Annotated in this window: 24 protein-coding genes; 14 read left to right on the top strand and 10 right to left on the bottom strand. The window is 64.1% G+C overall.

Annotation, left to right across the window (positions count from 1 at the left end; translation table 11 throughout):
• Nucleotides 1-13: 13 nt before the first annotated feature.
• Nucleotides 14-2,584 (bottom strand): DNA gyrase subunit A, encoded by a 2,571-nt coding sequence (gyrA, locus tag LQD11_RS05335; protein ID WP_238616601.1) that lies wholly within the window; start codon nt 2,582-2,584, stop codon nt 14-16.
• Between the two features lie 157 nt (nt 2,585-2,741).
• Nucleotides 2,742-3,797 carry an S-methyl-5-thioribose-1-phosphate isomerase gene (gene mtnA / locus LQD11_RS05330; protein ID WP_238616600.1) on the bottom strand — a complete coding sequence of 352 codons (1,056 nt, stop codon included), beginning with the start codon at nt 3,795-3,797 and terminating at the stop codon, nt 2,742-2,744.
• Nucleotides 3,798-3,899: 102 nt separating this feature from the next.
• Here mtnA and LQD11_RS05325 point away from each other — a divergent pair, with 102 nt between their 5' ends.
• The 4 genes from LQD11_RS05325 (at nt 3,900) to LQD11_RS05310 (ending at nt 8,292) form a co-directional block, all read left to right on the top strand.
• A complete protein-coding gene (locus LQD11_RS05325; protein ID WP_238616599.1) occupies nt 3,900-5,237 on the top strand; it encodes a TRZ/ATZ family hydrolase in 1,338 nt (445 codons plus the stop codon).
• 121 nt (nt 5,238-5,358) lie between these two features.
• Nucleotides 5,359-6,072, top strand: coding sequence for a bifunctional 2-polyprenyl-6-hydroxyphenol methylase/3-demethylubiquinol 3-O-methyltransferase UbiG (gene ubiG, locus LQD11_RS05320; protein ID WP_238616598.1), 714 nt, complete (start codon nt 5,359-5,361; stop codon nt 6,070-6,072).
• A gap of 40 nt (nt 6,073-6,112) precedes the next feature.
• Complete coding sequence (locus LQD11_RS05315; RefSeq protein ID WP_238616597.1) at nt 6,113-6,808, top strand: HAD-IA family hydrolase; 696 nt, start codon at nt 6,113-6,115, stop codon at nt 6,806-6,808.
• Complete coding sequence (locus LQD11_RS05310) at nt 6,805-8,292, top strand: alpha/beta fold hydrolase (RefSeq protein ID WP_238616596.1); 1,488 nt, start codon at nt 6,805-6,807, stop codon at nt 8,290-8,292. Before LQD11_RS05315 ends, LQD11_RS05310 begins: the two co-directional genes overlap by 4 nt.
• A 30-nt stretch (nt 8,293-8,322) precedes the next feature.
• On the opposite strand, the gene LQD11_RS05305 is transcribed toward LQD11_RS05310, so the two are convergent.
• From LQD11_RS05305 to LQD11_RS05270, 8 genes are all read right to left on the bottom strand, one after another.
• The gene (locus tag LQD11_RS05305) at nt 8,323-8,979 is read right to left on the bottom strand and encodes a DUF2189 domain-containing protein (protein WP_238616595.1); all 657 of its coding nucleotides are present in this window, start codon (nt 8,977-8,979) and stop codon (nt 8,323-8,325) included.
• A 275-nt stretch (nt 8,980-9,254) separates the two neighbouring features.
• Entirely contained in the window at nt 9,255-10,298 is a 1,044-nt protein-coding gene (gene fni / locus LQD11_RS05300; RefSeq protein WP_238616594.1) for a type 2 isopentenyl-diphosphate Delta-isomerase, read from the bottom strand.
• Nucleotides 10,299-10,310: 12 nt separating this feature from the next.
• Nucleotides 10,311-10,574 (bottom strand): hypothetical protein, encoded by a 264-nt coding sequence (locus LQD11_RS05295; protein ID WP_238616593.1) that lies wholly within the window; start codon nt 10,572-10,574, stop codon nt 10,311-10,313.
• A 10-nt stretch (nt 10,575-10,584) separates the two neighbouring features.
• Nucleotides 10,585-11,772: a geranylgeranyl diphosphate reductase gene (locus tag LQD11_RS05290; RefSeq protein ID WP_238616592.1), complete on the bottom strand. Its 1,188-nt coding sequence runs from the start codon at nt 11,770-11,772 to the stop codon at nt 10,585-10,587.
• Between the two features lie 124 nt (nt 11,773-11,896).
• On the bottom strand, nt 11,897-12,796 hold the full coding sequence (gene chlG, locus LQD11_RS05285; RefSeq protein ID WP_040405525.1) for a chlorophyll synthase ChlG: 900 nt from the start codon (nt 12,794-12,796) through the stop codon (nt 11,897-11,899).
• A 149-nt stretch (nt 12,797-12,945) separates the two neighbouring features.
• Nucleotides 12,946-14,220: a transcriptional regulator PpsR gene (ppsR, locus tag LQD11_RS05280; RefSeq protein ID WP_420828252.1), complete on the bottom strand. Its 1,275-nt coding sequence runs from the start codon at nt 14,218-14,220 to the stop codon at nt 12,946-12,948.
• Entirely contained in the window at nt 14,162-14,434 is a 273-nt protein-coding gene (locus LQD11_RS05275) for a hypothetical protein (RefSeq protein WP_238616590.1), read from the bottom strand. Before LQD11_RS05275 ends, ppsR begins: the two co-directional genes overlap by 59 nt.
• A gap of 34 nt (nt 14,435-14,468) precedes the next feature.
• Nucleotides 14,469-15,479: a cobalamin B12-binding domain-containing protein gene (locus LQD11_RS05270; RefSeq protein ID WP_238616589.1), complete on the bottom strand. Its 1,011-nt coding sequence runs from the start codon at nt 15,477-15,479 to the stop codon at nt 14,469-14,471.
• 247 nt (nt 15,480-15,726) lie between these two features.
• Between LQD11_RS05270 and bchF the strand changes: the two genes are divergently transcribed.
• The 10 genes from bchF to bchJ all read left to right on the top strand — a co-directional run bounded on the left by bchF (nt 15,727) and on the right by bchJ (nt 24,958).
• Complete coding sequence (gene bchF, locus LQD11_RS05265) at nt 15,727-16,230, top strand: 2-vinyl bacteriochlorophyllide hydratase (protein WP_238616588.1); 504 nt, start codon at nt 15,727-15,729, stop codon at nt 16,228-16,230.
• Nucleotides 16,227-17,489 carry a ferredoxin:protochlorophyllide reductase (ATP-dependent) subunit N gene (locus tag LQD11_RS05260; RefSeq protein WP_238616587.1) on the top strand — a complete coding sequence of 421 codons (1,263 nt, stop codon included), beginning with the start codon at nt 16,227-16,229 and terminating at the stop codon, nt 17,487-17,489. Before bchF ends, LQD11_RS05260 begins: the two co-directional genes overlap by 4 nt.
• A 4-nt stretch (nt 17,490-17,493) precedes the next feature.
• Complete coding sequence (bchB, locus tag LQD11_RS05255; protein ID WP_238616586.1) at nt 17,494-19,101, top strand: ferredoxin:protochlorophyllide reductase (ATP-dependent) subunit B; 1,608 nt, start codon at nt 17,494-17,496, stop codon at nt 19,099-19,101.
• Between the two features lie 132 nt (nt 19,102-19,233).
• Nucleotides 19,234-19,953 carry a magnesium protoporphyrin IX methyltransferase gene (gene bchM / locus LQD11_RS05250; protein WP_238616585.1) on the top strand — a complete coding sequence of 240 codons (720 nt, stop codon included), beginning with the start codon at nt 19,234-19,236 and terminating at the stop codon, nt 19,951-19,953.
• On the top strand, nt 19,950-21,386 hold the full coding sequence (locus LQD11_RS05245; protein ID WP_238616584.1) for a BCD family MFS transporter: 1,437 nt from the start codon (nt 19,950-19,952) through the stop codon (nt 21,384-21,386). Before bchM ends, LQD11_RS05245 begins: the two co-directional genes overlap by 4 nt.
• Nucleotides 21,387-21,413: 27 nt before the next feature.
• Complete coding sequence (gene puhA / locus LQD11_RS05240; protein ID WP_238616583.1) at nt 21,414-22,244, top strand: photosynthetic reaction center subunit H; 831 nt, start codon at nt 21,414-21,416, stop codon at nt 22,242-22,244.
• The gene (gene puhB / locus LQD11_RS05235) at nt 22,241-22,924 is read left to right on the top strand and encodes a photosynthetic complex putative assembly protein PuhB (RefSeq protein WP_238616582.1); all 684 of its coding nucleotides are present in this window, start codon (nt 22,241-22,243) and stop codon (nt 22,922-22,924) included. The genes puhA and puhB overlap by 4 nt, the downstream gene beginning before the upstream one ends.
• Nucleotides 22,921-23,418: a photosynthetic complex assembly protein PuhC gene (puhC, locus tag LQD11_RS05230; protein WP_238616581.1), complete on the top strand. Its 498-nt coding sequence runs from the start codon at nt 22,921-22,923 to the stop codon at nt 23,416-23,418. The genes puhB and puhC overlap by 4 nt, the downstream gene beginning before the upstream one ends.
• Nucleotides 23,419-23,467: 49 nt before the next feature.
• Complete coding sequence (puhE, locus tag LQD11_RS05225; protein ID WP_008932210.1) at nt 23,468-24,337, top strand: putative photosynthetic complex assembly protein PuhE; 870 nt, start codon at nt 23,468-23,470, stop codon at nt 24,335-24,337.
• A gap of 15 nt (nt 24,338-24,352) precedes the next feature.
• Nucleotides 24,353-24,958: a bacteriochlorophyll 4-vinyl reductase gene (gene bchJ / locus LQD11_RS05220; protein WP_238616580.1), complete on the top strand. Its 606-nt coding sequence runs from the start codon at nt 24,353-24,355 to the stop codon at nt 24,956-24,958.
• The last annotated feature ends 18 nt before the right edge of the window (nt 24,959-24,976 follow it).

Below are 24,976 nucleotides of genomic sequence, written 5' to 3'. Positions count from 1 at the left end.
AGCCGGAACGGACTCAGGCATCGGCATCCTCGGGGGCGGCCTCATCCTCGCCTTCCCCGTTGAGACCTTCCACCCGGGCCAGTTCCACCAGGTTCTCGTCGTCGGCCAGACGGATCAGCCTCACGCCCTGGGTGTTGCGACCCAGCACCGAGATATCGGCCACCGGAGTCCGCACCAGCGTACCCCCGTTGGTGATGAGCATGACCTCGTCCTCGTCGCCCACCAGGGTCGCGCCGACCACGTTGCCGTTGCGGCCGCCGGTCTGGATGGCGATGACTCCCTGACCACCACGGCCATGGAGCGGGAAATCCTCCGGCGGGGTGCGCTTGCCGTAACCGTTCTCGGTGGCCACCAGGATGGTGCCCTGATCGACGATGATCAGGGAAATCACCTGCTGGCCCTCGCTCAGCTTCACGCCGCGCACGCCACTGGCGGTACGCCCCATGGGACGGACGGAATCCTCGTTGAAGCGAATGGCTTTGCCGGCGGAAGTGAGCAGCATGACGTCCTTGCGGCCGTCGGTGATCTTCACATCCACCAGCCAGTCTCCATCCCGCAGACCTACGGCGATGATGCCGTTGGAACGGGGACGGGAGAAATCCACCAACGGCGTCTTCTTCACCACGCCTTCACTGGTAGCCATGAAGACATAGACATCCTCGCTGAACTCACGCACCGGCAGAATGGCGTTGATCCGTTCCCCTTCCTCCAGGGGCAACAGGTTGACCATGGGGCGGCCGCGGGCGGTACGACTGCCCAGGGGCAGTTCATACACCTTGAGCCAGTAGGCCTTGCCACGGCTGGAGAAGCACAGGATGGTGTCGTGGGTGTTGGCCACCACCAGACGATCCACGAAATCCTCGTCGCGGAAGGTGGTGGCGGTCTTGCCCCGGCCGCCACGGCGCTGGGCACGATAGGCGCTCAGGGGCTGGTACTTGGCATAACCGGCATGGGACAGGGTGACCACCACGTCTTCCTCGGTGATCAGATCCTCCAGGGTCAGGTCAAGCTGGGTGCTCAGGATCTCGGTCCGGCGTTCATCACCGTACTGTTCCCGGATCGCTTCCAGTTCCTCGCGAATCACCGCCATCAACCGATCCGGGCTGCCGAGGATCTCCAGCAGGTAATGGATGCGCTCCAGCAGTTCCCGATACTCGGCGACGATCTTGTCCTGCTCCAGCCCGGTCAGACGATGCAGGCGCAGGTCCAGGATGGCCTGGGCCTGGGCCTCGGACAGATGATAACCGTCCTCCCTCAGACCGAATGCCGGCGCCAGGTCCTCGGGGCGGGAAGCCAGGGCCCCGGCACGTTCCAGCATGCCGGTCACCACACCCGGATTCCAGGCCCGGGCCAGCAGCCCTTCCTTGGCTTCGGCGGGGCTGCCGGAGGCCTTGATCAGGGCGATGACCTCGTCGATATTGGCCAGTGCCACCGCCAGGCCTTCCAGCACGTGGGCACGCTCACGGGCCTTGCGCAGTTCATAGATGGTCCGTCGGGTCACCACTTCCCGGCGATGGCGCAGGAAGGCCTCCAGGATCTGCTTGAGATCCAGAAGACGGGGCTGACCATCCACCAGCGCCACCATGTTGATGCCGAACACGTTCTGCATCTGGGTGTGCTGATAGAGATTGTTGATGATCACCTCGGGGACTTCGCCGCGCTTGAGTTCCACCACCATGCGCATGCCGTCCTTGTCGGATTCGTCCCGCAGCTCGCTGATGCCTTCGAGCTTCTTCTCCTTGACCAGTTCGGCAATGCGCTCCAGCAACCGGGCCTTGTTCACCTGGTAGGGCAGCTCGGTGACGATGATGGACTGACGCCCGGTCCGCTCGTCGGTCTCGATCTCGGTGCGGGCGCGCACGTAGATGCGGCCGCGGCCGGTGCGGTAGGCCTCGTGGATGCCGCGATCGCCGTTGATGGTGCCGGCGGTGGGGAAATCCGGACCCGGCAGATGCTCCATCAGCCCGTCGATGCCCAGTTCCGGGTCATCAATCAGGGCAATGCAGGCATTCACCACCTCGGTGAGGTTATGGGGCGGGATGTTGGTGGCCATGCCCACCGCGATGCCGGCCGAGCCGTTGATCAGCAGATGGGGCAACTGGGCGGGGAAGACGGAGGGTTCGGACTCGGAACCATCGTAGTTGTCGACAAAATCGACGGTTTCCTTGTCGATGTCCGCCAGCATTTCGTGGGCGATCCGGGCCATGCGGACTTCGGTGTATCGCATCGCCGCCGGGGCGTCGCCGTCCACTGAGCCGAAGTTGCCCTGCCCGTCCACCAGCATGTAGCGCATGGAGAAGGGCTGGGCCATGCGCACGATGGTGTCGTAGACGGCGGAATCACCATGAGGGTGATACTTACCGATCACGTCACCGACCACGCGGGCGGATTTCTTGTAGGGTTTGTTCCAGTCATTGCCCAGCTCGCGCATGGCGAAGAGGACGCGGCGGTGTACCGGCTTGAGTCCGTCCCGCACGTCGGGCAGGGCGCGCCCGATGATGACACTCATCGCGTAGTCCAGATAGGACTGGCGCATCTCGTCTTCGAGATTGACGGGGAGGATTTCTTTGGCGAATTCGGCCATTCAGTCTCAGGGCGTGATGATGGGCGGAAAAAGGGATCAGAACAAGCGGACAATCATACCACAACGTCGGGATGGCCAGGGGGCCGCCGCCCCGTCCGCCGCATGGTTTCGGCGGCGGTTGCCGGACAAGTCCCGGCAACCGCAAGGCCAGGTCAGGTCAGCGTCCCGACATCAGAGCCAGCATTTTTTCCCGATCCGGCTGTTCCACCACACCCCGTTCGGTGACGATGGCGTCGATCAGTCCGGCGGGGGTGACGTCAAAGGCCGGGTTCCAGGCCCCTGCCCCATCGGCGGCCACCCGCTTTCCGGCCAGTTCCAGCACTTCCTCGGCCCCGCGCTGCTCGATCGGAATGGCGCTGCCGTCGGCCGCTTCCATGTCGATGGTGGTGGTGGGGGCCACCACCATGAAGCGCACCCCATGATGCCGGGCCAGCACGGCCAGACCATAGGTGCCGATCTTGTTGGCGGCATCGCCATTGGCGGCAATGCGGTCCGCGCCCACGATCACCCAGCTCACCCGATCTTCCCGCATCAGGCTGGCGGCCGCGCCCTCGCACAGCAGGCTGACCGGAATGCCGTCCTGCACCAGTTCCCAGGCGGTCAGGCGCGCCCCCTGCAACCAGGGTCGGGTTTCATCGGCAAAGACATGGGGAATCAGGCCCTTGGCATAGGCACTGCGGATGACTCCCAGGGCGGTGCCGTAGCCGCCGGTGGCCAGCGAGCCGGTATTGCAGTGGGTCAGCACGGCCTTGCCGGGGTCGATCAGGGCGGCGCCCAGTTCGCCCATGCGGCGGTTGCCTTCGATGTCGTCGTGATGGATGCGCTCGGCCTCAAGCAGCAGTTCGCCGGTGGGGTCGACACCGTCGGGCAGGCGATCCATGAGCCGACGCATATGGGCCAGGGCCCAGAACAGGTTCACGGCGGTGGGACGAGAGGCCGCCAGGGTGTCCAGATCCGCCTGCATGGCGTCCCGCCAGTGGGACGGATCACGGGACCAGGCCTGACGAGCGGACAGGACCACCGCATAGGCGGCCGTCACCCCGATGGCCGGGGCGCCGCGCACCACCATGTCGCGAATGGCCACGGCCGCCTCCGGGGCCGTATCCATGTCCAGGTAGACGGATTCGTGGGGAAGGCGCCGCTGATCCAGCAGGCGCAGGTGGGTGCCGGTCCACTGCACGGCACGAATGGAGTCATGGGCGTGTGTGTTCATGGGGCAGGATTGTATGTCCGCCATGATTCCGCCGCCAGTGGGTTGGATCAAGACCGATGTACCGCTTGCCCGCCGCGACAGGGTGCAGTTATCTTTTCCGCCATGAAAAACGTCGAAAAAATGATCTCCGCCCGCTGGATCATCCCGGTGGAACCGGACAATCAGGTCCTGGACCATCACACCCTGGTCATCCACGAGGGCCGCATACTGGATCTGCTGCCCACCCCCGAGGCGGAACGGCGCTACCAGGCCGACACCCACCGCCGCCTGGACCGGCACGCCCTCATCCCGGGCCTGATCAATGCCCATACCCACTCGCCGATGACCCTGCTGCGGGGGCTGGCCGACGACTTGCCCCTGATGGACTGGCTGCAGAACCATATCTGGCCCGCCGAAGGTCGCTTCGTCGGCGAGGATTTCGTCCACGACGGCAGCCTGCTGGCCGCCGCCGAAATGCTGCGCGGCGGCACCACCTGCTTCAATGACATGTACTTCTTCCCGGAAACCACCGCCCTGGTGGCCTCCCAAGTGGGCCTGCGAGCGGCCATCGGCCTCATCGTCATCGATTTTCCCAGCAGCTGGGCCGCCAACGGCGACGAATACATCGCCAAGGGCCTGGAAATCTACGATCGCCACAAAGGCAACGCCCTGCTCTCCTTCTGCTTTGCCCCCCACGCCCCCTACACGGTGTCCGACGAGCCGCTGAAGCGGTTGGTCACCCTGGCCGATGAACTGGACCTGCCCATTCACATGCACGTCCATGAAACCGCCCACGAGGTCAACGAGGCCACCGCCCGCTTCGGTGTCCGGCCCCTGGAGCGGCTGGCCGGACTGGGCCTGAGCGGTTCAAATCTCATGGCCATTCACATGACCCAGCTGCAACCGGCGGAGATCGCCCACCTGGCGCGGGCTGGCACCCATGTGGTCCACTGCCCCGAATCCAACCTCAAACTGGCCTCCGGCTTCTGCCCGGTGCAGGCCCTGCTGGAGGCGGGCGTCAACGTGGCCCTGGGTACCGACGGTACCGCCAGCAACAACGATCTGGACATGTTCGGCGAGATGCGCACCGCCGCCCTGCTGGCCAAGGGAGTCAGTGGCAACGCGGCGGCCCTGCCCGCCCATACCGCCCTGCGCATGGCCACCCTCAACGGCGCCCGCGCCCTGGGCCTGGCTGATGAGATCGGTTCCCTGGTCCCCGGCAAGCGAGCGGACATCACCGCGGTATTCATGGATGACCTGGAATGCCGTCCGGTCTATGACCCGGTATCCCATCTGATCTATGCCTGCGGCCGCCATCAGGTCAGTGATGTCTGGGTGGACGGCCGCCCGCTGCTGCGGGACCGGCAGCTCACCACCATTGACGAGGCCGATCTGCACCGGCGCATCGGGATCTGGCAGGAGAAGATCGCCAGGGCGGATCATCAGACCGGCTCCGGATGAGCCACTGTTCGCGGGCAGACCCGCTCCCACCGGGATGGACACCTGGAGGATTCCGGCTCCAGGTGGATAAAATGTCGCCCCGGTGAGTACAATGCCCCATCATTCCAGCAGACCGATCCCCATGTCCGAGACCCATCACAACGTCGACCCCGCCGAGATCGCCAAGTTTGGTGACATGGCCCACCGCTGGTGGGACCCCAGCGGTGAATGCCGCCCCCTGCACGAAATCAACCCCCTGCGCCTGGACTACATCGATGAAGGCTGCGGCGGACTCAAGGGCCTCAAGGTCCTGGACGTGGGCTGCGGCGGCGGCCTGCTCTCCGAAGCCATGGCCCAGCGTGGCGCTCAGGTCACCGGCATCGACATGAGCGAGGACGGTCTGGGCGTGGCCCGCATGCACCTGCTGGAGTCCGGCCTGGAAGTGGATTACCGGCAGACCTCCGCCGAGGTGCTGGCAGAAGCCATGCCCGGCGCCTTCGATGTGGTCACCTGCATGGAAATGCTGGAGCATGTCCCCGACCCGGGTTCCGTCATCCATGCCTGCGCCCGCCTGGTGAAGCCCGGTGGCCATGTCTTCTTCGCCACCCTCAACCGCACGCCCCAGGCCTTCGCCATGGCCATTCTGGGCGCGGAATACCTCATGCGCATGCTACCCAAGGGCACCCATGAATACGCCCGCTTCGTCCGCCCATCGGAGATGGAGCAATGGATGCGCGAGGCCAATCTGACCCTGAAGGAACTGATGGGCATGCACTACCAGTTCCTCTCCGGCACCTATCGCCTGGGTCCCGGTGTCGATGTCAACTATCTGGCCCACGCCATCCGCGAGGCGTAAGCCGAAGCAGCCACTCAGACTCAGCCGGGGAAACCATTCCATGCCCAGCCGCGAGCCCTTGCGAACCGTGCTGTTCGACCTGGATGGCACCCTGGCGGACACCGCCCCGGACATGCATGCCGCCCTGGTTGCCCTGCAACGGGAACAGGGCGTGTCGGCACTGCCCTTCGAAACCGTACGTAACCAGGTCTCCAACGGCGGCGCGGCCCTGGTCAGACTGGCCTTTCCCGACGCCGAGGGCGATCGCTTCGAAACCCTCAGGCTGCGTTTCCTGAATCTTTACGCAGAACATTATCTGTGTCTGGAAACGCGCCTGTTTCCGGGCATGGAGACCCTGCTCCAGGCCATCGAGAACCAGGGACTGAACTGGGGCATCGTCACCAACAAGCCGGCCTGGCTCACCGATCCACTGGTGCGCGCCATGGATCTGCACCAACGGGCCGTCACCGTCATCAGCGGCGACACCACGCCCCAGCGCAAGCCCCATCCCATGCCCATGCTGCTGGCCTGTGAACAGGCGGCCTGCCAACCGGCCGAATGTCTGTACGTAGGTGATGCCGAGCGGGACATCCAGGCCGGGCGCGCCGCCGGGACCCATACCCTGGTCGCCCTCTACGGTTATATCGACGACGCCCAGGCAGCCGCCACCTGGGGCGCGGATGCCGCCATTGATCACCCGGAACAGATCCTTCCCTGGCTCCCCGCCGAGTCCCGGGTGGGGATCGCCTCACAATGAACAGATATCTGCCCCTGCGCCTGGGCGCCGCCCTGATCGCGGTGCTGCTCATGGCCCTGGCCTGGTGGATGGTACTGGCCGCCGAACGGGGTGTGCAGAGTCTGTCCCTCACCCGGGACGGCGTCCCCGTCACTCTGCTGCTGCCCGCCGTGACCGAGCCGGCGCCGGGCGTGGTCATGGCCCACGGCTTTGCCGGCTCCGACCGTCTGATGCGCCATTGGGCGCTGACCCTGGCCCGCGCCGGCGTCGTGGTGGCCCTGCCGGACCTGAGTGGTCACGGTCGCAATCAGGCCCCCCTGGACTGGTGGAATGATCCAGAACAGTTTCAGCGGGATGTCCAGACCGCCCTGGATCTGCTGCTGAGCCGTCCCGAGGTAGACCACCAGCACCTGGGGTTGCTGGGGCATTCCCTGGGAGCCGGGGCCGCTATCGACGCCGGCAGGCTGCGCCTGGACGATGTCAGCGCCGTGGTGGCCATCTCCCCCGGCCAGAGCGAGGTCGGCCCGGACAGCCCCCGCAACCTGATGCTCATGGCCGGCGCCTGGGAAGGCCCCTTCCTGGCGGCGGCGAAAACCCTGCTGGAACAGGCCGGCGGCGAGGGGGGAGATCCCCTGCAGGGCACCGCGCGCACCCTCACCGTCATTCCCCATGCCGAACACATCGGCATCCTGTTTCGCCACGAGGCCCATGCCGCCTCCCTGGCCTGGTTTGCCCGGGCCTGGGATCTTTCGATCCCGGACGTTTCGCCCAATCCCACCCTGGCCTGGTGGCTACTGCACCTGCTGGCGGTCCTGATCCTTTGGCGTGCCCTGGTCCCCCTGTTCGCGCACCGGGAATCCCCTTCCCTGCTCGGCATGCATCCGGACTGGATGGATCACACCCGCCGCCCCCTGCTGCGCGCCGCCCTGAGCGGTATCGGAGCCACCCTGGCCCTGATCGGTATCGGCGAGGTGATCTATCTGGATGGACTGGGGGGCATCTTGGTAAGTCCCCAGTTCGCCCTCTGGCTGGCCCTGGCCGGCCTGTTCTGGCTGGCCCTGGGCACCCGACCGCCCCGCCCGGAATGGTCGGACCTGGGCTGGGGAATGGTCATGTTCGGCGTGCTGATGCTGGCCTTCGGTGTGCTCGGCGCCAAGGTCTGGCTGGCCTGGTGGCCCCCGCTGCACCGCCTGCCCTATCTGCCGGTGCTGACTTTGCTGATCCTGCCCTGGGCCTTGGCCCTGTCCACCGCCCTGCTGGGACGGGAGGGCATCCGGGGCTTCGGCCTTGGCCTGGGCATCACCCTGGTGACCATGGTCACCGTCGGCATTGCCGCCGCCGTGGTGGACGGCATGATGTTCCTGCTCATCATCCTGCCCCTGCTGCCGGTCATGCTGGCCCTGCCCCTGCTGGTGAGCCTGCCGGCGCAACGGCCCTGGGCCGGGGGGCTGGCCATGGCCGCCTTCCTGGGCTGGACCCTGACCATGATGTTTCCGCTGATTTGACCCATCCCACAACCGTTCGGGCGCATCACTTCACCAGTGCACCAACTCCCTGTAGGCGTGCCAGGTGGCATGCCCCAGAATCGGCAGGATCACCATCAGTCCCAGCATCAGGGTTGCAAACCCGAAGGCCGTCAGGACCACCAGCAGCCCGGCCCATATCGCCATGGCGGCAGGGTTCTGAAGCACCACCCGCACACTGGTCACCACACCGTCGATGATTTCGCCGCGCCGGTCCGTGATCATGGGCAGGGTGACCACCCCGGTCATGAACACCAACAAGGCTGCAAGGGCGCCGCTGGCCATGAAGATACCCAAAAATCCCAGACCTTCCACGGTGCTGAACAAGGATGTCCAACTGGTCTGCAATCCCGCGGGCAGACGGTCAAAAAACAGTGCCAGCATAAGGGAAGTAAAACGAATCCAGGCGATCATGACCACCGACAGGAAGGCAATATACAGACCGATGACAATCGGGTTCTCCCGCCAGACCCGCCAAGTCTGCATGAAGGAAACCGACCGTCCCTGTTCCAGCAGGCGGCTGCTTTCATAGATGCCCATGGCAGCCAAGGGACCCACCAGCAGGAACCCCGCCAGGAAGGTCAGCACCAGAAAGGGCTCGGCTCTCACACCCCAGAGAATGGCATAACCCAGCAGTACCACCAGCAAGCCGTAGATCAGTCCAGGCACGGGGGCCTTCAAGAAATCCCTAGCCCCCATGGATAGCCAGTGAAAAGGGCGATCACGGGAAATGCGCTGAGGAATGGGTTCCGCGCTTGCGGTAACGGGAGCGGAATTGAGTGATTTGTCCATGGCACCACCTCACTTCGGCATAAGACACCGGCAAGGACTCCCCCATGACGCAAAGGTATAGACCCGAACAGGCAACACTGCCTGTGATGGAGTGCGCATTTTGACAAACATTGCCCCGTCGATGAGCTACCGCGGGGTTGTGCGCCAAGAAGCTATCGACAGGACACCACCGTGCCCCGTAGCGCCGCCACGGTGGCGGCGCCGGTACCGAACATGCAGATCCGCAGCTCGTCCAGGGTGTCGGCAATGAAACGGTTCAGGGCGTCCTCCCCCTGACAGGCCTTCACCAGCATGCTCCTGGCCATGCCCCCCACATCCGCCCCCAGGGCCAGGGCCTTGGCCAGCTCAATGCCGTTGGTCAGGCCGCCGCAGGCAATCAGGGGCAGGCTCCGGGAAACCCGCCGCACATTGAGGATGCTGTCGCTGGTGGGAATCCCCCATTCACCGAAGCGCTCCCCCATCAGACGCTCCCGCTCGGAATCCGCGCAGAGTGATTCCACCCGTGCCCACGATGTCCCGCCGGCACCGGCGCAATCGATGCCGGACACGCCGCAGGCCAGCAACTGCCGGGCGGCCTGTTCACTGATGCCAAAACCCACCTCCCGGACAAACACCGGCACACCCGCAACCTCGAGTGCTTCACAGAGTCGGCTCAAACGATCCGCGACACCGCGAAAATCCAGATCTCCGCCTTGAACGGCTTCCTGGATGGGGTTGAGATGGATGAACAGGGCGTCGGCGTGGATCATTTCCACTGCCCGTAGGGCCTCATCCCTACCCCATCCCTTCACCAGCTGGGCCGCCCCCAGGTTGGCAAACAGCAGGGCGGTGGGCGCCTGACTGCGCAGCTCGAAATAACGCGCCCGACTGCGGTCCTCAATGCCCACTCGCTGACTCCCCACGCCCATGGCCAGGCCCCAGCGCTGCGCCGCCCGGGCCAAACGATGATTGATCACCAGCGCTCGCCGGTCCCCACCGGTCATGGGGGCGATCATCAGCGGCGCGGACAGGGCACGCCCCGCCAGACTCACGGAAAGATCGATCTGTGATAGGGCGATTTCAGGCAGGGCCTGACTGACGAAATCAAAGCGTTCCAGGCCGGTGCTCTTTTGGTAAAGCACCTGCTGGGTAAGACACGCCTTGATATGACGCCCCTTGGAACGGGGGTCGCGCAGGGAAGCAGTATCGAAGGTCATGGCATCCATGGTTCAGCGCATGCGTTGCCACAGATCCGCTACATGGGCCACGAATCCCGCCAGCAGCCAGAAGGAGATCCAGTACCACTCCGCCCCCGTCAGCGCTGCCCGCAGGGCCAGCATGAGAGACACGCCGGCCAGCAGGAAGGGCCAGAGCCTGACAAAGGCAATCCCCCGGCCGGTACGACGGTGCCAAAGGCCCAGCAGGGCCGCCTCCAGGACCATGGCCAGGATGATCAGATCGACGACCAGACCGGAGGCAAACCACTGGGCCACGGCTCGCTCCTCAGACCTTGGACAGACCCAGCAAGTGTCCCATGTCCTTGAAGAAGATACGGATCTGGGCCAGGGGACGGGTCCGTACCAACTTCTTGTACATGTAGGACTGCCAGGTCAGATCCTGTACGTCCTTGTCGCGGCAGATGGCCACGAATCGCTCGCGGCGCTTGTCGTTGATATACCAGAAGCGCTGCATGATGCCCAGCACCCAGAATACCTGTCCATGCAGTTTCATGAAGCGCTTGCGGGCCAGTTTCAGGTCCGCCGGCTTGCCGGAGGTGAGGAAGTTGTGCACGGCCTCCGCCGCCAGACGCCCACCCAGCATGGCGTAGTAGATGCCCTCGCCGGAGGCGGGAGCCACCACGCCGGCGGCATCCCCGGCCAGCAAGACGTCACGGCCATTATCCCAGCACTTCATCGGGTACAGGGGGATGGGAGCACCCTCGCGGCGCAGGGTTTCGCAGTCTTCCATGCCGGCGGCCTTTCTCAACTCATCCACCGCACCCTTCAGGGAGAAGCCACGATGGGCGGAACCGACCCCCACACTGACGGTGTCGCCGTGGGGGAAGACCCAGGCATAGAAATCGGGAGACAGGGAGCCGCGATAATAGACGTCGCAGCGCTCGGGATCATATTCCGCGTCCGGCCGGGTGGGACGACTGATGATCTCATGGTAGGCGGCCACATGGGGGATCTTGTCGGCGCCGGGAACTTCCTGGCGGGCCACGGAAGAACGGGCACCGTCGGCGCCGATCACGGCCCGCGCACGCACGCCCACCACTTCGTCGTCGGCATTCTTGTAACGCACCACGGCGGTGCCGTCGGCGTCACGGTCGATCTTCTCATAGGTGCCCACGCGGCGCTCGGCACCGGCCTGCTCGGCCCGGTCGCGCAGCCAGGGATCAAAGGTCTTGCGGTCCACCATGCCCACATAACCGCCGTCGATGGGCATGTCTACCTTGCGGTCGGAGGGAGAGAACATGCGGGCGCAGCGAATCTTGGCTACCAGCACCTCTTCCGGCACGTCGAACTCGGTCATGAGGATGGGGGGGATGGCGCCGCCGCAAGGCTTGATGCGCCCTTCCCGATCCAGCAACAGAACCTTGCGCCCGGCCCTGGCCAGATCGGTGGCGGCCGTCGCCCCCGCTGGACCGCCGCCGATCACGACCACATCATAGGTTTCCATTTCAGCCATTTGATTCACCTTTGTCCGGCTCCGCGGCTCACTACCACACCACGGAAAAAAGTCACAAAAAAGGGGAGTCCGGCGAACCCGTCGCCTCGACTCCCCCCCGAAAACTACCCTGGCAAGGTGCTGATCACGACGCCATCAGATTCATGCTGCCCAGGGCGAAAGCCGTGATCATCATACCGCTCACGTAAAGGGTGACGCCGGTGGCGTTGTACCAGGGCGCCAGTTCCTTGGGTTGCTTGAGCAAGCGCAGCATCAGTCCCCCCTGAACGGCCAGCAGCACGGCGATGGCCAATGCATGCCACAGGGCGCCCCAGGAGAACAGCAGCGCGATCACCACCACCTGCGGCAGGGCCATGACCCAGCAGGCCAGGCGGGCGGCACGTTCCACGCCCAGCTGCACCGGCAGGGAACCCAGACCCATGCGGGTATCCCCTTCCACGGACTTGAAATCGTTGAGGGTCATGATGCCGTGGGCGCCGACGCTGTACAACAGGGCCACCACCACGATGCGCCAGTCGGGGAAACCGGCGGCCGCCGTGCCCACGGTCATCACCACGGCACCGGTGAACCAGGGCACCCCTTCATAACAGATGGCCACGGCGGAGTTGCCGTACCAGCCGTTGCGCTTGAGGCGGGTGGGCGGGGCACTGTAGGCCCAGGCCAGGATCATGCCGAAGAGCGCCGCCAGAAAGCCCCAAACGCCCAGCAAGGTGGCAACCAGCAAGGACAGGATGGTCCAGATGATGGCGATGTAAAGCCCCCAGCGGCCGGGAATCCGCCCCGAGGGAATGGGGCGATGGGGTTCGTTGATCTTGTCCACATGGCGGTCAAACCAGTCATTGACCGCCTGACTGGTGCCGCAGATCAGCGGACCCGCCAGGACCACGCCGACGATGATGAGCCACCACCGCTCCTGCAGGGCGACACCGGATGAGACGACGCCACAGGCAAAGGCCCACATGGGCGGGAACCAGGTGACGGGCTTGAGCAGTTCAAGGACTGCACGGGGTGCTGGAATCGACATGGCGGGTAAATTATACGCGGCTAACAGGATCGTCAAGCTTCATTTACACTGCCCACGGGCGCCATAAGTAATGAATGATGGACACCACCATCACACGGCCATCGGGGGCATGAAAATCAAGGGTGAATCATGCTCGCAAGCTCTACCGGTCATAGCTTGTCTTCGTTTTCCGGGGCCAGGTCACCCAGGCCGTAGCGCCTGAGTTTCACGTAGAAGCTCTGTCGGCTCAGACCCAGCATCTCGGCGGCAGAAGCCCGGTTGTCATTGGTCAGTTCCAGTGCGGCCTCGATGCAAAGGCGCTCGATCATGTCGGTACTTTCCCGCACCAGATCCTTGAGCGGCACCCGTCCAACCAGTTCCGTGAGCTGTTCGACGGAACGTGGACCATCCCGGGCGATCACACTATCGCGGGACAGCCGCGGCCCCACGCTGCGAATGGTAAAACCCAAGCAGGGGCTGTCGGCGTCAAGCACCGCCACGGCGGAAATCTCCACCTCCGTGGACGAGCCGTATTCACCTCGCATGGCTGTGCTGAAAAGGCGTAGAGAACCGTGTTCACGCAGATTACCGATGAGGACGTTGAGGTCGACGCCGGGTCGACCCAGCCAACGCCCCAGTGACTGGCCACGAACCTGATCTTCAGTCGGCATCTGCGCCAGTTCCAGAAAGGCCGGATTGGCGGTCAGGATGCGACCGCTAAGATCGGTGACCACGAAACCGTCGGGTGCCCGTTCCACCATGGCCAGTACCCGGGAGTGCATCTGCGGCCCCACCGATGACAGGGCATCCAGCACCGGGCAACGCAGCCGGACCAGGAAATGGGAGGCGTTGTCCTGACGAAACAGGGAAGCGGCGATGATGAATTCACGCTCGCCCCCAAGGGAACGCACACTGACTTCTTCCGCATGCCCGGTGGCACGCACCGTGGCCAGCATGTCCTGAATGGACTGGGTGTTTTCCAGATCGAAGCCTTCCGGAAATACCTTGCCGACCATCCTGCCCACGCTATCCCCCAGCAGTTCACCGGCGGATGGATTGGCCTCCACCACCTTATGGGTGGCGGCATCCATGATGAGCACGGCCTCGGAAGCCACCTGGAACAACAGGCGATAACGGGTCTCGGCATGACGCAGGCGTGAATATTCGCGCTCCATCATCTGCTGGGATTCCACCAGACGACGCTGCAAGGTGGCGATACCGCGCAGATCCCTGCCCATGGCCACCACGCGGCCATCATCCCCCACTCTGACCGCGGAATACATGACCGGCACATCCACACCCCGGCCCGAGGGATGATTCACCTGACGCCAGCGGGTATTGCCGTCGGCGCCGGCATCCCGCAACAGGGCCTCGATCTTGTTGCGGCTATCCAGGGTGACGGTATCGACCCAGGGCTTGCCCAACCACTGACCATACCCTTCCATCCAGGGTGACGGTATCGACCCAGGGCTTGCCCAACCACTGACCATACCCTTCCATGGACAGTTCATCGCTGCCAAAGGCGAGATCCTGGATGACGCCGGCGTCATCCAGCACAAGGGAAACATCCGCCGCCGCGGCGATCAGGGACGCCACCTGGTCGGGCTTCAGCTCCCCGAGCGACTGCTTTGGGGCCTTGAACTGCTTCACTCGCTCCACGCTTATCGGTATCAAATCCTGTATCCGGATCACATCAGCCAATCTGCTGACTCACGCAACCCACCCGCCGGAACAGCATGTCCTCGGCCCGACGAACCGCTTCATTGCCATCCGTCGCCGTCATGTCGGCCCCCACCACGGACACCAGGTGAGGGTTTTCCACGAACAGGCGTCCGCCCACGAGTATCCCGACAGCAGGGTTTCGGGATGCGCGACGAACCCCCTTGATCGTGCCGGAAACCCGTTCCAGCAACGGTTCACAACTGACGGACAGAGCCACCACGTCGAACCATTCCCGATGCACCAGGTGATTCAGTTCAGCGGCGCTGATCGCCGGGTCACAGGTGACTTCCCAACCCGCGCGGCGAAAGAATTCAGAAACCATCAGAAGACCGAAGGTGTGATGCTCCCCGGGTATCGGGGCCATCAGCACCCTCTTCTGACTGGGCAATTCGTGCCCGAGTTCTCCCTCGAAGATGCCCCCCAGCTCCCGCAGCACGTGCTGGAGCCGGCAAAGGCCCACGGTCACTTCTGTAAAATCAGCCTGATCGATCTCCCACAATTCCCCCAGGCGCTTTGCCGTGGGGGCCAGCAACTGCACGAAGATCATCTCCAGAGTGGCACCCCGCGCACGCAGCATGTCCACATAGGACGAGGCGGCGGCGGCATCATGCTCCATGACCAAGCGGGCAAACTCTGCCACCGACTGTCCATTGATAGGCGCGGTGTCGGGGCCGATCGTCACGGACCGCCCCCCCTTTCGGCTCCCCGGCCGGCGGCCGTCGCCACCGGTTCGGGTGCGGTGCGCCAGCATCAGACGGGGGATGATCTCCCCCTCGATGACCCTGGAAAGCTCGCTTCTCAAACGCTCGGTATCCCGGTCCGGCCGCGCATCCGCGATATCGCCCTCCGCCGCAAGAGATCGCCCTTCCCCATCCGCATTGGCGGAGGAACCATCGAGCATGTGCAGATCCATCATTTCCCCACCAGGACTTCGGGTCGGCACCCGCTCGTCGCGACTGGTCGGTCGTCTCGCAGTCACCATCAACCCCTCCCAAGGACGTCGGAAAGCCACCGTGGCGGCGACAGTCGGTCAATGCCTGGAAAGCACAGCCATTCTCCGGGCATTCAAAACAGGCAGTCTAGCAGGACGAGGGCGCTTTTTTACCCACAAAAATCATGGTTGCCCGATAAAGGATTGTCAACCAATGCTTACGTCCACTTTGATTGACAAACCAGGGACCCTTGTACAAACTCACGCCACCACGTTGAGCTGTCTGGAGAAAGGCGCAATGCAGCATGCTGGAGCCGGTGAGCGCAAGCCCCGCCCACTCTATACTCCCGAAGAACGCCGGCGTCGCGACGAGACGCCGTGGACATTGGTCCAGGGCATCCTGGCGCCACTGCAGTTCGTTGTCTTCATCATCAGTGCCTGGCTGGTCGTGCGCTACCTCATGACCGGCGAGGGTCTCTGGCTGGCCCATGCCTCCATCGTCCTCAAGACACTCATTCTCTATACCATCATGGTTACCGGCGCCATCTGGGAGAAGGTCGTCTTCGGTCACTACCTCTTTGCCAAGGCCTTTTTCTGGGAAGATGTGGTGAGCATGCTGGTGATCGCGCTGCACACCGCCTACATGGTGTCCCTGTTCTGGCACTTCCTGAGCACGGAACAGCAGATGTATCTGGCCCTGGTGGCCTACGCCGTCTATGTGGTCAACGCCGCCCAGTTCCTGATCAAGCTGCGCGCCGCTCGCCTGCAAGGCAGCGCCCCCGCCGAAGGGTCGGCCAAATGAGCGGTGACAAGCTGATGGACATCCCCGTCATCCGCGAACGGGGACAGAACTCCATGTTCTGCGGCCTCACCGGCATCATCTGGCTGCACCGCAAGATCCAGGACGCCTTTTTTCTCATCGTCGGCTCCCGGACCTGCGCGCACCTGATGCAGTCGGCGGCCGGCGTCATGATCTTCGCCGAGCCTCGGTTCGGCACCGCCATCATCGAGGAACGGGATCTGGCCGGCCTGGCCGACGCCAATGAAGAACTGGATCGGGTGGTGGCCCGCCTGCTGGAACGCCGCCCCGATATCCGCATGCTGTTCCTGGTGGGCTCCTGCCCCTCCGAGGTCATCAAGCTGGATCTGGAGAGGGCCGCCTCCCGACTGTCCCGGCAACACCAGCCCCAGGTGCGGGTCCTGAGCTATTCCGGCAGCGGCCTGGAAACTTCCTTCACCCAGGGAGAGGACACCTGCCTGGCGGCGCTGGTCCCGGAACTGCCCCAGGCCCCCGCCGACGGCGCCCCCGACCTGCTGGTCGTGGGCACCCTGGCGGACGTGGTGGAAGATCAGTTCGTGCGCCTGTTCAACGAAATGGGCATCACCCGAGTGCAGTTCCTGCCGGCACGCAATTCCCGCGAGATGCCGGCCGTCGGCCCCAATACCCGCTATATCCTGGCCCAGCCCTTCCTGGCGGACACCGCCCGCTGCCTGGAAAAGCGGGGCGCCACCCGCATTGCCGCGCCCTTCCCCCTGGGTGAGGAAGGCACCACCCGCTGGCTCAAGGCGGTGGCGGATACCTTCGGCGTCGCCGGCGACCTGTTCGACCGGGTCACCGCCCCCGGTATCGAGCGCGCCCGGCGCGGCATGGTCCGCATGCGCGAACAGCTGGCGGGCAAGCGCCTGTTCATGCTGCCCGATTCCCAACTGGAGATTCCGCTCGCCCGTTTCCTGCACCGGGAAGCCGGCATGGAACTGCTGGAGATCGGCACCCCCCATCTGCATCGCCAGCATCTGGCGGAAGAACTGACACTGCTGCCGGAAGGCACCACCCTGAGCGAAGGCCAGCATCTGGACAAGCAGCTTGACCGCTGTCGCGCCGCACGGCCCGACGTCGTGGTCTGCGGTCTGGGACTGGCCAATCCGCTGGAAGCCGAGGGGATCACCACCAAATGGTCCATCGAACTGGTCTTCACCCCCATCCAGGGCTATGACCAGGCGGCTGATCTTGCTGAACTTTTCGCCCGTCCGCTGCTGCGGAAGGCCAAACTGAGAGTCTGATGTCGTGCAACTGACGGTCTGGACTTATGAAGGCCCACCCCATGTGGGCGCCATGCGCGTGGCCACCGGGATGGAGGGCCTCCATTACGTGATTCACGCACCGCAGGGTGACACCTATGCGGATCTGCTGTTCACCATGATCGAGCGGCGCGACAAGCGCCCGCCGGTGACCTACACCTCCTTCAAGGGCCGTGATCTGGGCCAGGACACGGCCGAACTGTTCATGGAGGCCGCCCGGGAGGCCTGCGAGCGCTTCAAGCCCCAGGCGATGCTGGTCAGTTCCTCCTGCACCGCGGAACTGATTCAGGATGACCCGGGCGGTCTGGCCAAGGGACTGGGTCTGCCCGTTCCCGCCATCCCGCTGGAACTGTCGTCCTATCAACGCAAGGAAAACTGGGGCGCGTCGGAAACCTTCTATCAGGTCGTTCGCGGTCTGGCCGGCCCCCATGTCCCGGCACCGGGCACCGAGCGCCCTGCCCGACCCGAAGGACAACGGCCACGCTGCAACATCCTCGGTCCCACGGCCCTGGGGTTCCGGCATCGGGATGACATTCAGGAAATCACCCGATTGCTGAACAGCCTCGGCATCGACGTCCACGTGACCGCCCCCATGAGCGCCACGCCGATGGACATCGCCCGCCTGGGCGAGGCCGATTTCAACGTGGTCCTGTATCCCGAGATCGCCGCCACCGCCGCCAAGTGGCTGGAGCGGATGTTCAAGCAGCCCTTCACCAAGGTGGTGCCCATCGGGGTCGGCGCCACCCGCGAATTCATCGCCGAAGTGGCCGCCCTGGCCGGTGTCGACCCGGAGCCTGCCCTGCGTGACGGCGACTCCCGCCTGCCTTGGTATTCACGGTCGGTGGACTCCAACTACCTCACCGGCAAGCGGGTATTCATCTTCGGTGATGCCACCCATGCCGTCGCGGCGGCCCGGGTCGCCACCGAGGAATTCGGCTTTACCGTGGTGGGGCTGGGCACCTACAGCCGGGAATTCGCCCGGGAGGTACGCGAGGCTGCCAAGCAGTACGGCATCGAACCCCTGATCACCGACGATTATCTGGAAGTGGAAGCCCAGGTGGCGGAATTGCATCCGGAACTGGTGCTGGGCACCCAGATGGAGCGGCATATCGCCAAGCGTCTGGGTGTGGCCTGCGCCGTCATCTCCGCGCCGGTCCATGTGCAGGACTTCCCTGCCCGTTACGCCCCCCAGATGGGCTTTGGCGGCGCCAACGTCCTGTTCGATACCTGGGTACACCCCCTGATGATGGGCCTGGAAGAACACCTGCTGGGCATGTTCCGGGAAGACTTCGAGTTCCACGCCGAGGCAGGCCCTTCACATCTGGGCGCCAGCGCGCCGGCGGAAACCCGCCCCGTGGGGGCCGCCCAGGCGGCCACAAGCCCCGCTGCCGCCACGGTAGAGCCGGAGCCGGAGGCGACGCCGACGGACGGCGAACCCGTCTGGTCTCCGGAAGCGGAAAAGGAACTGCGCAAGATCCCGTTCTTCGTCCGCGGCAAGGCACGACGCAATACCGAGCGCTTTGCCAAGGAACGGGGGATCAGTCGCATCGAAATCGACACCCTGTACGATGCCAAGGCACACTTCGGTCGGTGACACATGCCGGCCGCGGCCCCATGCATGTCCTGCCCTGATCAGGATGGACGGCCCGCGGGGATGAGGACTTCCCCGCGGCCAACTATAATCAGGGTCCATGCCGCCCCATTTTGACTCACACGGATTTTCCTGATGCCTTCTCCCTCTTATCAGAAGCGACGCGGCCAGTTGGAAACCTACTTCGACCGGACCGCCGTCGATGCCTGGAAAAAGCTGACCTCCGACACGCCGCTGGGCCACATTCGCGCCACGGTGCGCGCCGGTCGGGAACAGATGCGCAACACCTTGCTGGACTGGCTGCCGCAGGACCTCACCGGCAAGTGGGTGCTGGATGCCGGTTGCGGCACGGGCATGCTCTCGGTGGAGGCCGCCCGTCGCGGGGCCCACGTGATCGCCATCGACCTGTCCCAGAACCTGGTGGACATGGCCCGTGAACGGGCCGAATCCGAGGATCTGGGTACCGGCGAGATCAAATTCCATGTGGGCGACTACCTGGACCCGACCTTGGGTGAATTCGACTATGTGGTGGCCATGGATTCCCTGATCCACTATCAGTCCCAGGACATCGTCCAGGCCCTCTCTGTGCTGGCTGCCCGCACCCATGCGGGACTGCTGTTCACCTTTGCCCCGCGCACCCCGGCCCTGGCCATCATGCACACGGTGGGCAAGGTATTCCCCAAGAGCGACCGCTCCCCCGCCATCGAGCCGGTGGCCGAAAAGACACTGCTACGACTGATTGCCGCCGAACCCGCCCTCGACGGCTGGAAACCCATGCGGACCCATCGCATTTCCAAGGGGTTCTATACCTCCCAGGCACTGGAATTGAGCACAGGCAGGAATGATGTGACGTGAAGGCCGTCAGCCGACAGATCGCCAGAGCGCTGTCCCATGTAGGACCGCGCTTTCTGCCCTTCGCCGATGCCGCCACCCGGGATCTGCCCCTGGGGCGGCTATTGCGCCTGTCCCTGTTCCAACTCTCCGTGGGCATGGCCATCGTTCTACTAACGGGCACCCTCAATCGCGTCATGATTGTGGAACTGGGCCTGTCGGCGGCCTTGGTGGCCCTGATGGTCGCCCTGCCTGTCCTGTTCGCGCCCTTCCGCGTCCTCATCGGACACCGTTCCGACACCCATCGTTCCGCCCTGGGCTGGCGCCGCGTGCCCTACATCTGGATCGGCACGCTGATGCAGTTCGGTGGCCTGGCCTTCATGCCCTTTGCCCTGCTGCTCATGTCCACCGGCGGTGAAATGGGACCGGAATGGGCGGGTCCCGCGGCGGCCGCGCTGGCCTTTTTCCTGACCGGCGCCGGACTGCATACCACCCAGACCGCGGGACTGGCCCTGGCCACCGATCTGGCCCCGGAAGACAAGCGGCCACGGGTGGTTGCCCTCCTCTACACCATGCTCCTGGTGGGCATGCTGGTCAGCGCCCTCACCCTGGGCGCCCTGCTGATCGATTTCAGCGAAATGAAACTGATCCAGGTCATACAAGGCGCGGCTGTCGTGACTTTCCTTGTAAATTGTCTGGCATTATGGAAACAAGAGGCACGTAACCCTGCACGCACCTCGAAGAACGCACCGCGGCAACCTTTCAAGGAAGCCTGGCGCAATTACATGAGTCAGAGCCATGCGGCGCGCTTTCTCGTGGTGGTGGGGCTGGGAACGGCCGGTTTCCAGATGCAGGACATATTATTGGAGCCTTACGGCGGAGAAATTCTGGGGTTGTCCGTCAGTGCCACAACGACACTGACGGCCTTGCTTGCGGGCGGTACCCTGGCCTCCCTGGCCCTGGCGGCCTGGTGGTTGAACCGCGGCGGGAACCCCTATCGGCTCTCGGCCCTGGGCGCACTGATCGGCATTGGTGCGTTCACGGCAGTGATCCTTGCAGCACCCATGGATTCGGCGTTGCTGTTCCGTATCGGTGCCACATGCATCGGTTTCGGTACAGGCTTTTTCGCCGTGGGCACATTGATTGCGGCCATGAGCCGGGAGAATGGTGGACAAAGCGGCATCGCACTGGGTGCCTGGGGCGCCGTTCAGGCAACCGCCCTGGGTCTTGGGATCATCCTGGGGGGTGTGATTCGCGACATCGTCAATGCCATGACCAGCAGGGAACTGCTGGGTCCGTCCCTGACCGGTCCGGAAATTGGCTATGCGGTGGTCTACCATATTGAAATAGTGTTGTTGTTAGCCACACTCGTCGCGATCGGACCGCTCGTGCGCAGCAAGAGCGTTTCCCGAGAGCAATCTTCATCGAGGTTCGGCATGGCCGACTTCCCCGGCTAGGCCCACTCGAAACTTGGAGGAAATGCAATGCCAACCGGTGCCATTACTGAATATATGGATGTCGCGCAAGTCACGCTGTACGTCTTCTGGTTCTTCTTTGCAGGCCTAGTCTATTACCTCCACCGCGAAAACAAGCGGGAGGGGTATCCACTGGAGTCTGATCGTTCCCCCTACATCACGGTTCAGGGTTTCCCGCCCGTCCCCGGTCCCAAGCAGTTCCTGACCGCCGACGGTGGTGCCATCATCATCGCCAACGGCAACCCCGATACCCGTGAAGTGCATGCCAAGCCGGCCAACAAGTTCCCCGGTTCTCCGCTGGAGCCCACCGGCAATCCCATGATTGACGGCGTGGGTCCGGCCTCCTGGGCACAGCGTGCCGACGAGCCCGACGTCACCATGGACGGTACGCCCCGTATCGTGCCCATGCGCGTCACCAGCCACGGCTTCGGCGTGCCTTCCCGTGATCCCGATCCGCGCGGCATGCCCGTCTACGCCGCTGACGGCAAGGTGGCCGGCACCGTGCGTGACATCTGGGTTGACCGCTCCGAAGCCATGCCCCGCTATCTGGAGGTGGAAGTCAATTCCGAGATTGCCAACCGCACCGTCCTGGTGCCGATGTTCCTCTCCAAGGTGGCTCGCGCCGCCAAGGCCAAGGCAGGCGCCAGCCTGGGCGAGCGCATGATTGACGGTCGTCCCTTCGAGGTTCGCGTGGTGTCCGTGATGTCCCATCACTTCGCCGATGCCCCCGTGACCCGTAATGCCGAGTCCGTCACCCGCCTGGAAGAAGACCGCATCATGGCCTACTTCGGTGGTGGTCACTTCTACGCCACCAAGGAACGCAGGGAAGCCTTCCTGTGAGTCACGACGACCACGCTCCTGAACCGATCCGTGGTCTGCCCGAGCTCCCCCCCGAGGGGGAGCACATCCTGTGGCAAGGCGCCCCCCTGTGGGGCGCCCTCGCCCGGCGGGCCTTTCACGTCAGAAAGGTCATGGTCTATCTGGGTATCTTCCTTGCGGCCCGGGGCAGCTACAGCCTGATGCAAGGTGCCTCCATCCCCGGAGCACTGGCCGACATCGCCCTTGTCCTGACCCTGTCCGTGACCGCGGTAGCCCTGCTCTACCTACTGGCGTGGCTGATGGCACGTGCCACGGTCTATACCATCACGAATCGTCGTATCGTCATCCGTTTCGGGGTTGCCATACAGATGTCGGTGAACCTCCCCTACCGGGTGATCCAGTCCGCGTCACTTAAGGCCTACGCCGATGGAACGGGCGACATTGCCCTGGTGCTTGAGCCGCCGGAACGGGTGTCCTACCTGATCATGTGGCCCCATGTTCGCCCCTGGCGTCTGCTGACCCCTCAGCCCATGTTGCGTTGCATCCCCGATGCCAAGCGCGTTGCAGAGCTGCTGGGCAAGGCCATCCATGGTGAATATGTACCTGCGGATCCGAACGCCAGACCCGAGCTGACGGGCATGCTGTCCGGTTCCGCACCCAGCAAACGTACCGATCAGACCTCGAGCCAGACCGCATCATGAGTGAGAAGCCGGCGAGCCAGCGATCCAGAACCACACTGTTGCTCTCCGGGCTGGGCGTGCTGGTCGTGGCACTGGGCGCGGGGGTGTATTACCTCGGTGCCAGTGCCACGGCCACCAGATCCTCCCCAGCCCAGGTCGATGCCGCGGCTCCATCCAGCGCGCCCCAGGTCACAGCGGTACAGACTCTGGACCTGCGCACCGAAGATCGCCCCGGCGGCTATCTGGCGGTGCTCGATGGCGCCAATGGTCAGGTCCTCCAGGTGCTCAGCCCTTCCGAAGGCGGGTTCATGCGCACCGTCATCCGTATCATCGCCCTTGATCGTCGTACCGAGGCGGAAAAAAGCGATCCCTCGCCCCTGCGCCTGACACGCTGGTCCAACGGCAGTCTGACGCTGGAAGATCCCGCCACCGGCCTGCGTTACGAGCTCAATGCCTTCGGCTCCACCAACGCCGCCGCCTTCGGCCGGCTTCTGGACGCGGCCAGGGACTCCTGACCGCGGCACTCCTTGCGCGCTAGGCCGCGAAACCGGGTAAACTGAATCCGTGACACAGTTCGGCCTGCCAATCCTCTATGTGGTCTTCCTCTGGTGGTTCAGCACCGGAGCGATCATCTATCTGGACGGACTCCCCCGGCATACCTATCGCTGGAGCATGCTTGGCGCCACCCTGCTTGGCGCCGCGGCCCTGTACGGTCTGGCCATCACCAGTCAGGATGTCTCCGTCGCCGGCGCCTATATTGCCTTCACCTGTGCCATCCTGATCTGGGGCTGGGTGGAAATGAGCTTCCTCATGGGGCTGATCACGGGCTCCCGGCGTACCCGCTGCCCGGACAATGCCCGTGGCTGGCGGCGATTCCTCTACGCCACCCAGGCCATCATCTACCATGAACTGGCACTACTGATCAGTGCGGTCGCCATTTTGTGGGTAACCTGGGGGGGCGCCAATCAGATGGGCCTGTACACCTTCCTCATCCTCTGGATCATGCGCACCAGCACCAAGCTCAACGTCTTCCTCGGCGTGCGCAATCTCAATGAAGAGTGGCTACCGGATCATCTGCGCTACCTGGAGAGCTACTTCCGCAAGCGCCCCATGAATCTGCTGTTCCCCCTGACGGTCACCGCGTCCACGGTGGTGGCGGTATTCCTGGTACAAATGGCCTTGAGTCCGGAGGTTTCCGCCCACCAGGCCATCATGGCAACCTTCCTGGCCATTTTGATGATCCTGGCAATCCTCGAACACTGGTTCCTGGTACTGCCCCTGCCCTCGCAAGCACTGTGGAACTGGGCGCTTCGCTCCCGTCAGCCCGAACCCTGTTTCCGACCCATCAGACCCAACATCCCGGTGGCCAATGACCCTGACAAGGAGTCTCCAGGGACTGGGCTTGCCGCCGGTCCCGGCCGTCTTCGCTCCTGAACCTGCACACCCATCATGACTGCGCACGCACATACCCCCGGCACCATCGGTCCCAACTCCATCACCCGCATGGCTCAAGCATTGACCCACCAGCAGGGAGAGGCCGTAACCGCACGGATCTTCGAAGCCGCCGGGCTGATGCACTATCTGTCCGAGCCGCCCACCCAGATGGTGGATGAAAAAGACGTGACCGCCCTGCACCGGGTGGTCCGGGAAACCCTCACTCCCGAAGAGGCGAGGTCGGTCTCCCGCGAGGCAGGCCGCCTGACCGCCGAATACCTGCTGGCCAACCGTATTCCCAAACCGGTCCAGACACTGCTCCGGCTACTGCCGGCGGGACCCGCCAGCCGCATTCTCCTGACCGCCATTTCACGCAATGCCTGGACCTTCACCGGAAGCGGCCGTTTCCAGGTCAACCGTGACCGGAGCCTGGAACTGAGCATTACCGGCGGCCCCATCTGCAAGGAAATCCAGGCCCACGAGCCGGTCTGTGATTACTATGCGGCAACCTTTGAGCACCTATTCCGATCGCTGGTCCACAAGAACACTACCGTTCGGGAGACCGCCTGCGGGGCCACGGGTGCATCGAGTTGTCTGTTTGCCGTATCCTGGGACGTTTGAACGTCGTCTTCGGATAAC

Source organism: Ectothiorhodospira shaposhnikovii (assembly GCF_022227765.1).
GTDB lineage: Bacteria > Pseudomonadota > Gammaproteobacteria > Ectothiorhodospirales > Ectothiorhodospiraceae > Ectothiorhodospira.
This window is presented reverse-complemented; position numbering and strand designations above follow the sequence as displayed.

Bases quoted from the DNA above. Each gene is read 5' to 3' on its own strand.
- LQD11_RS05310 (WP_238616596.1), top strand. From the start codon at position 6,805: ATGAACAGATATCTGCCCCTGCGCCTGGGCGCCGCCCTGATCGCGGTG.
- LQD11_RS05270 (WP_238616589.1), bottom strand. From the start codon at position 15,479: ATGGTGACTGCGAGACGACCGACCAGTCGCGACGAGCGGGTGCCGACC.
- LQD11_RS05260 (WP_238616587.1), top strand. From the start codon at position 16,227: ATGAGCGGTGACAAGCTGATGGACATCCCCGTCATCCGCGAACGGGGA.
- bchM (WP_238616585.1), top strand. From the start codon at position 19,234: ATGCCTTCTCCCTCTTATCAGAAGCGACGCGGCCAGTTGGAAACCTAC.
- chlG (WP_040405525.1), bottom strand. From the start codon at position 12,796: ATGTCGATTCCAGCACCCCGTGCAGTCCTTGAACTGCTCAAGCCCGTC.
- puhA (WP_238616583.1), top strand. From the start codon at position 21,414: ATGCCAACCGGTGCCATTACTGAATATATGGATGTCGCGCAAGTCACG.
- mtnA (WP_238616600.1), bottom strand. From the start codon at position 3,797: ATGAACACACACGCCCATGACTCCATTCGTGCCGTGCAGTGGACCGGC.
- gyrA (WP_238616601.1), bottom strand. From the start codon at position 2,584: ATGGCCGAATTCGCCAAAGAAATCCTCCCCGTCAATCTCGAAGACGAG.
- LQD11_RS05315 (WP_238616597.1), top strand. From the start codon at position 6,113: ATGCCCAGCCGCGAGCCCTTGCGAACCGTGCTGTTCGACCTGGATGGC.
- bchJ (WP_238616580.1), top strand. From the start codon at position 24,353: ATGACTGCGCACGCACATACCCCCGGCACCATCGGTCCCAACTCCATC.
- ppsR (WP_420828252.1), bottom strand. From the start codon at position 14,220: ATGGAAGGGTATGGTCAGTGGTTGGGCAAGCCCTGGGTCGATACCGTC.
- bchF (WP_238616588.1), top strand. From the start codon at position 15,727: ATGCAGCATGCTGGAGCCGGTGAGCGCAAGCCCCGCCCACTCTATACT.
- LQD11_RS05325 (WP_238616599.1), top strand. From the start codon at position 3,900: ATGAAAAACGTCGAAAAAATGATCTCCGCCCGCTGGATCATCCCGGTG.
- puhC (WP_238616581.1), top strand. From the start codon at position 22,921: ATGAGTGAGAAGCCGGCGAGCCAGCGATCCAGAACCACACTGTTGCTC.
- LQD11_RS05290 (WP_238616592.1), bottom strand. From the start codon at position 11,772: ATGGCTGAAATGGAAACCTATGATGTGGTCGTGATCGGCGGCGGTCCA.
- fni (WP_238616594.1), bottom strand. From the start codon at position 10,298: ATGACCTTCGATACTGCTTCCCTGCGCGACCCCCGTTCCAAGGGGCGT.
- ubiG (WP_238616598.1), top strand. From the start codon at position 5,359: ATGTCCGAGACCCATCACAACGTCGACCCCGCCGAGATCGCCAAGTTT.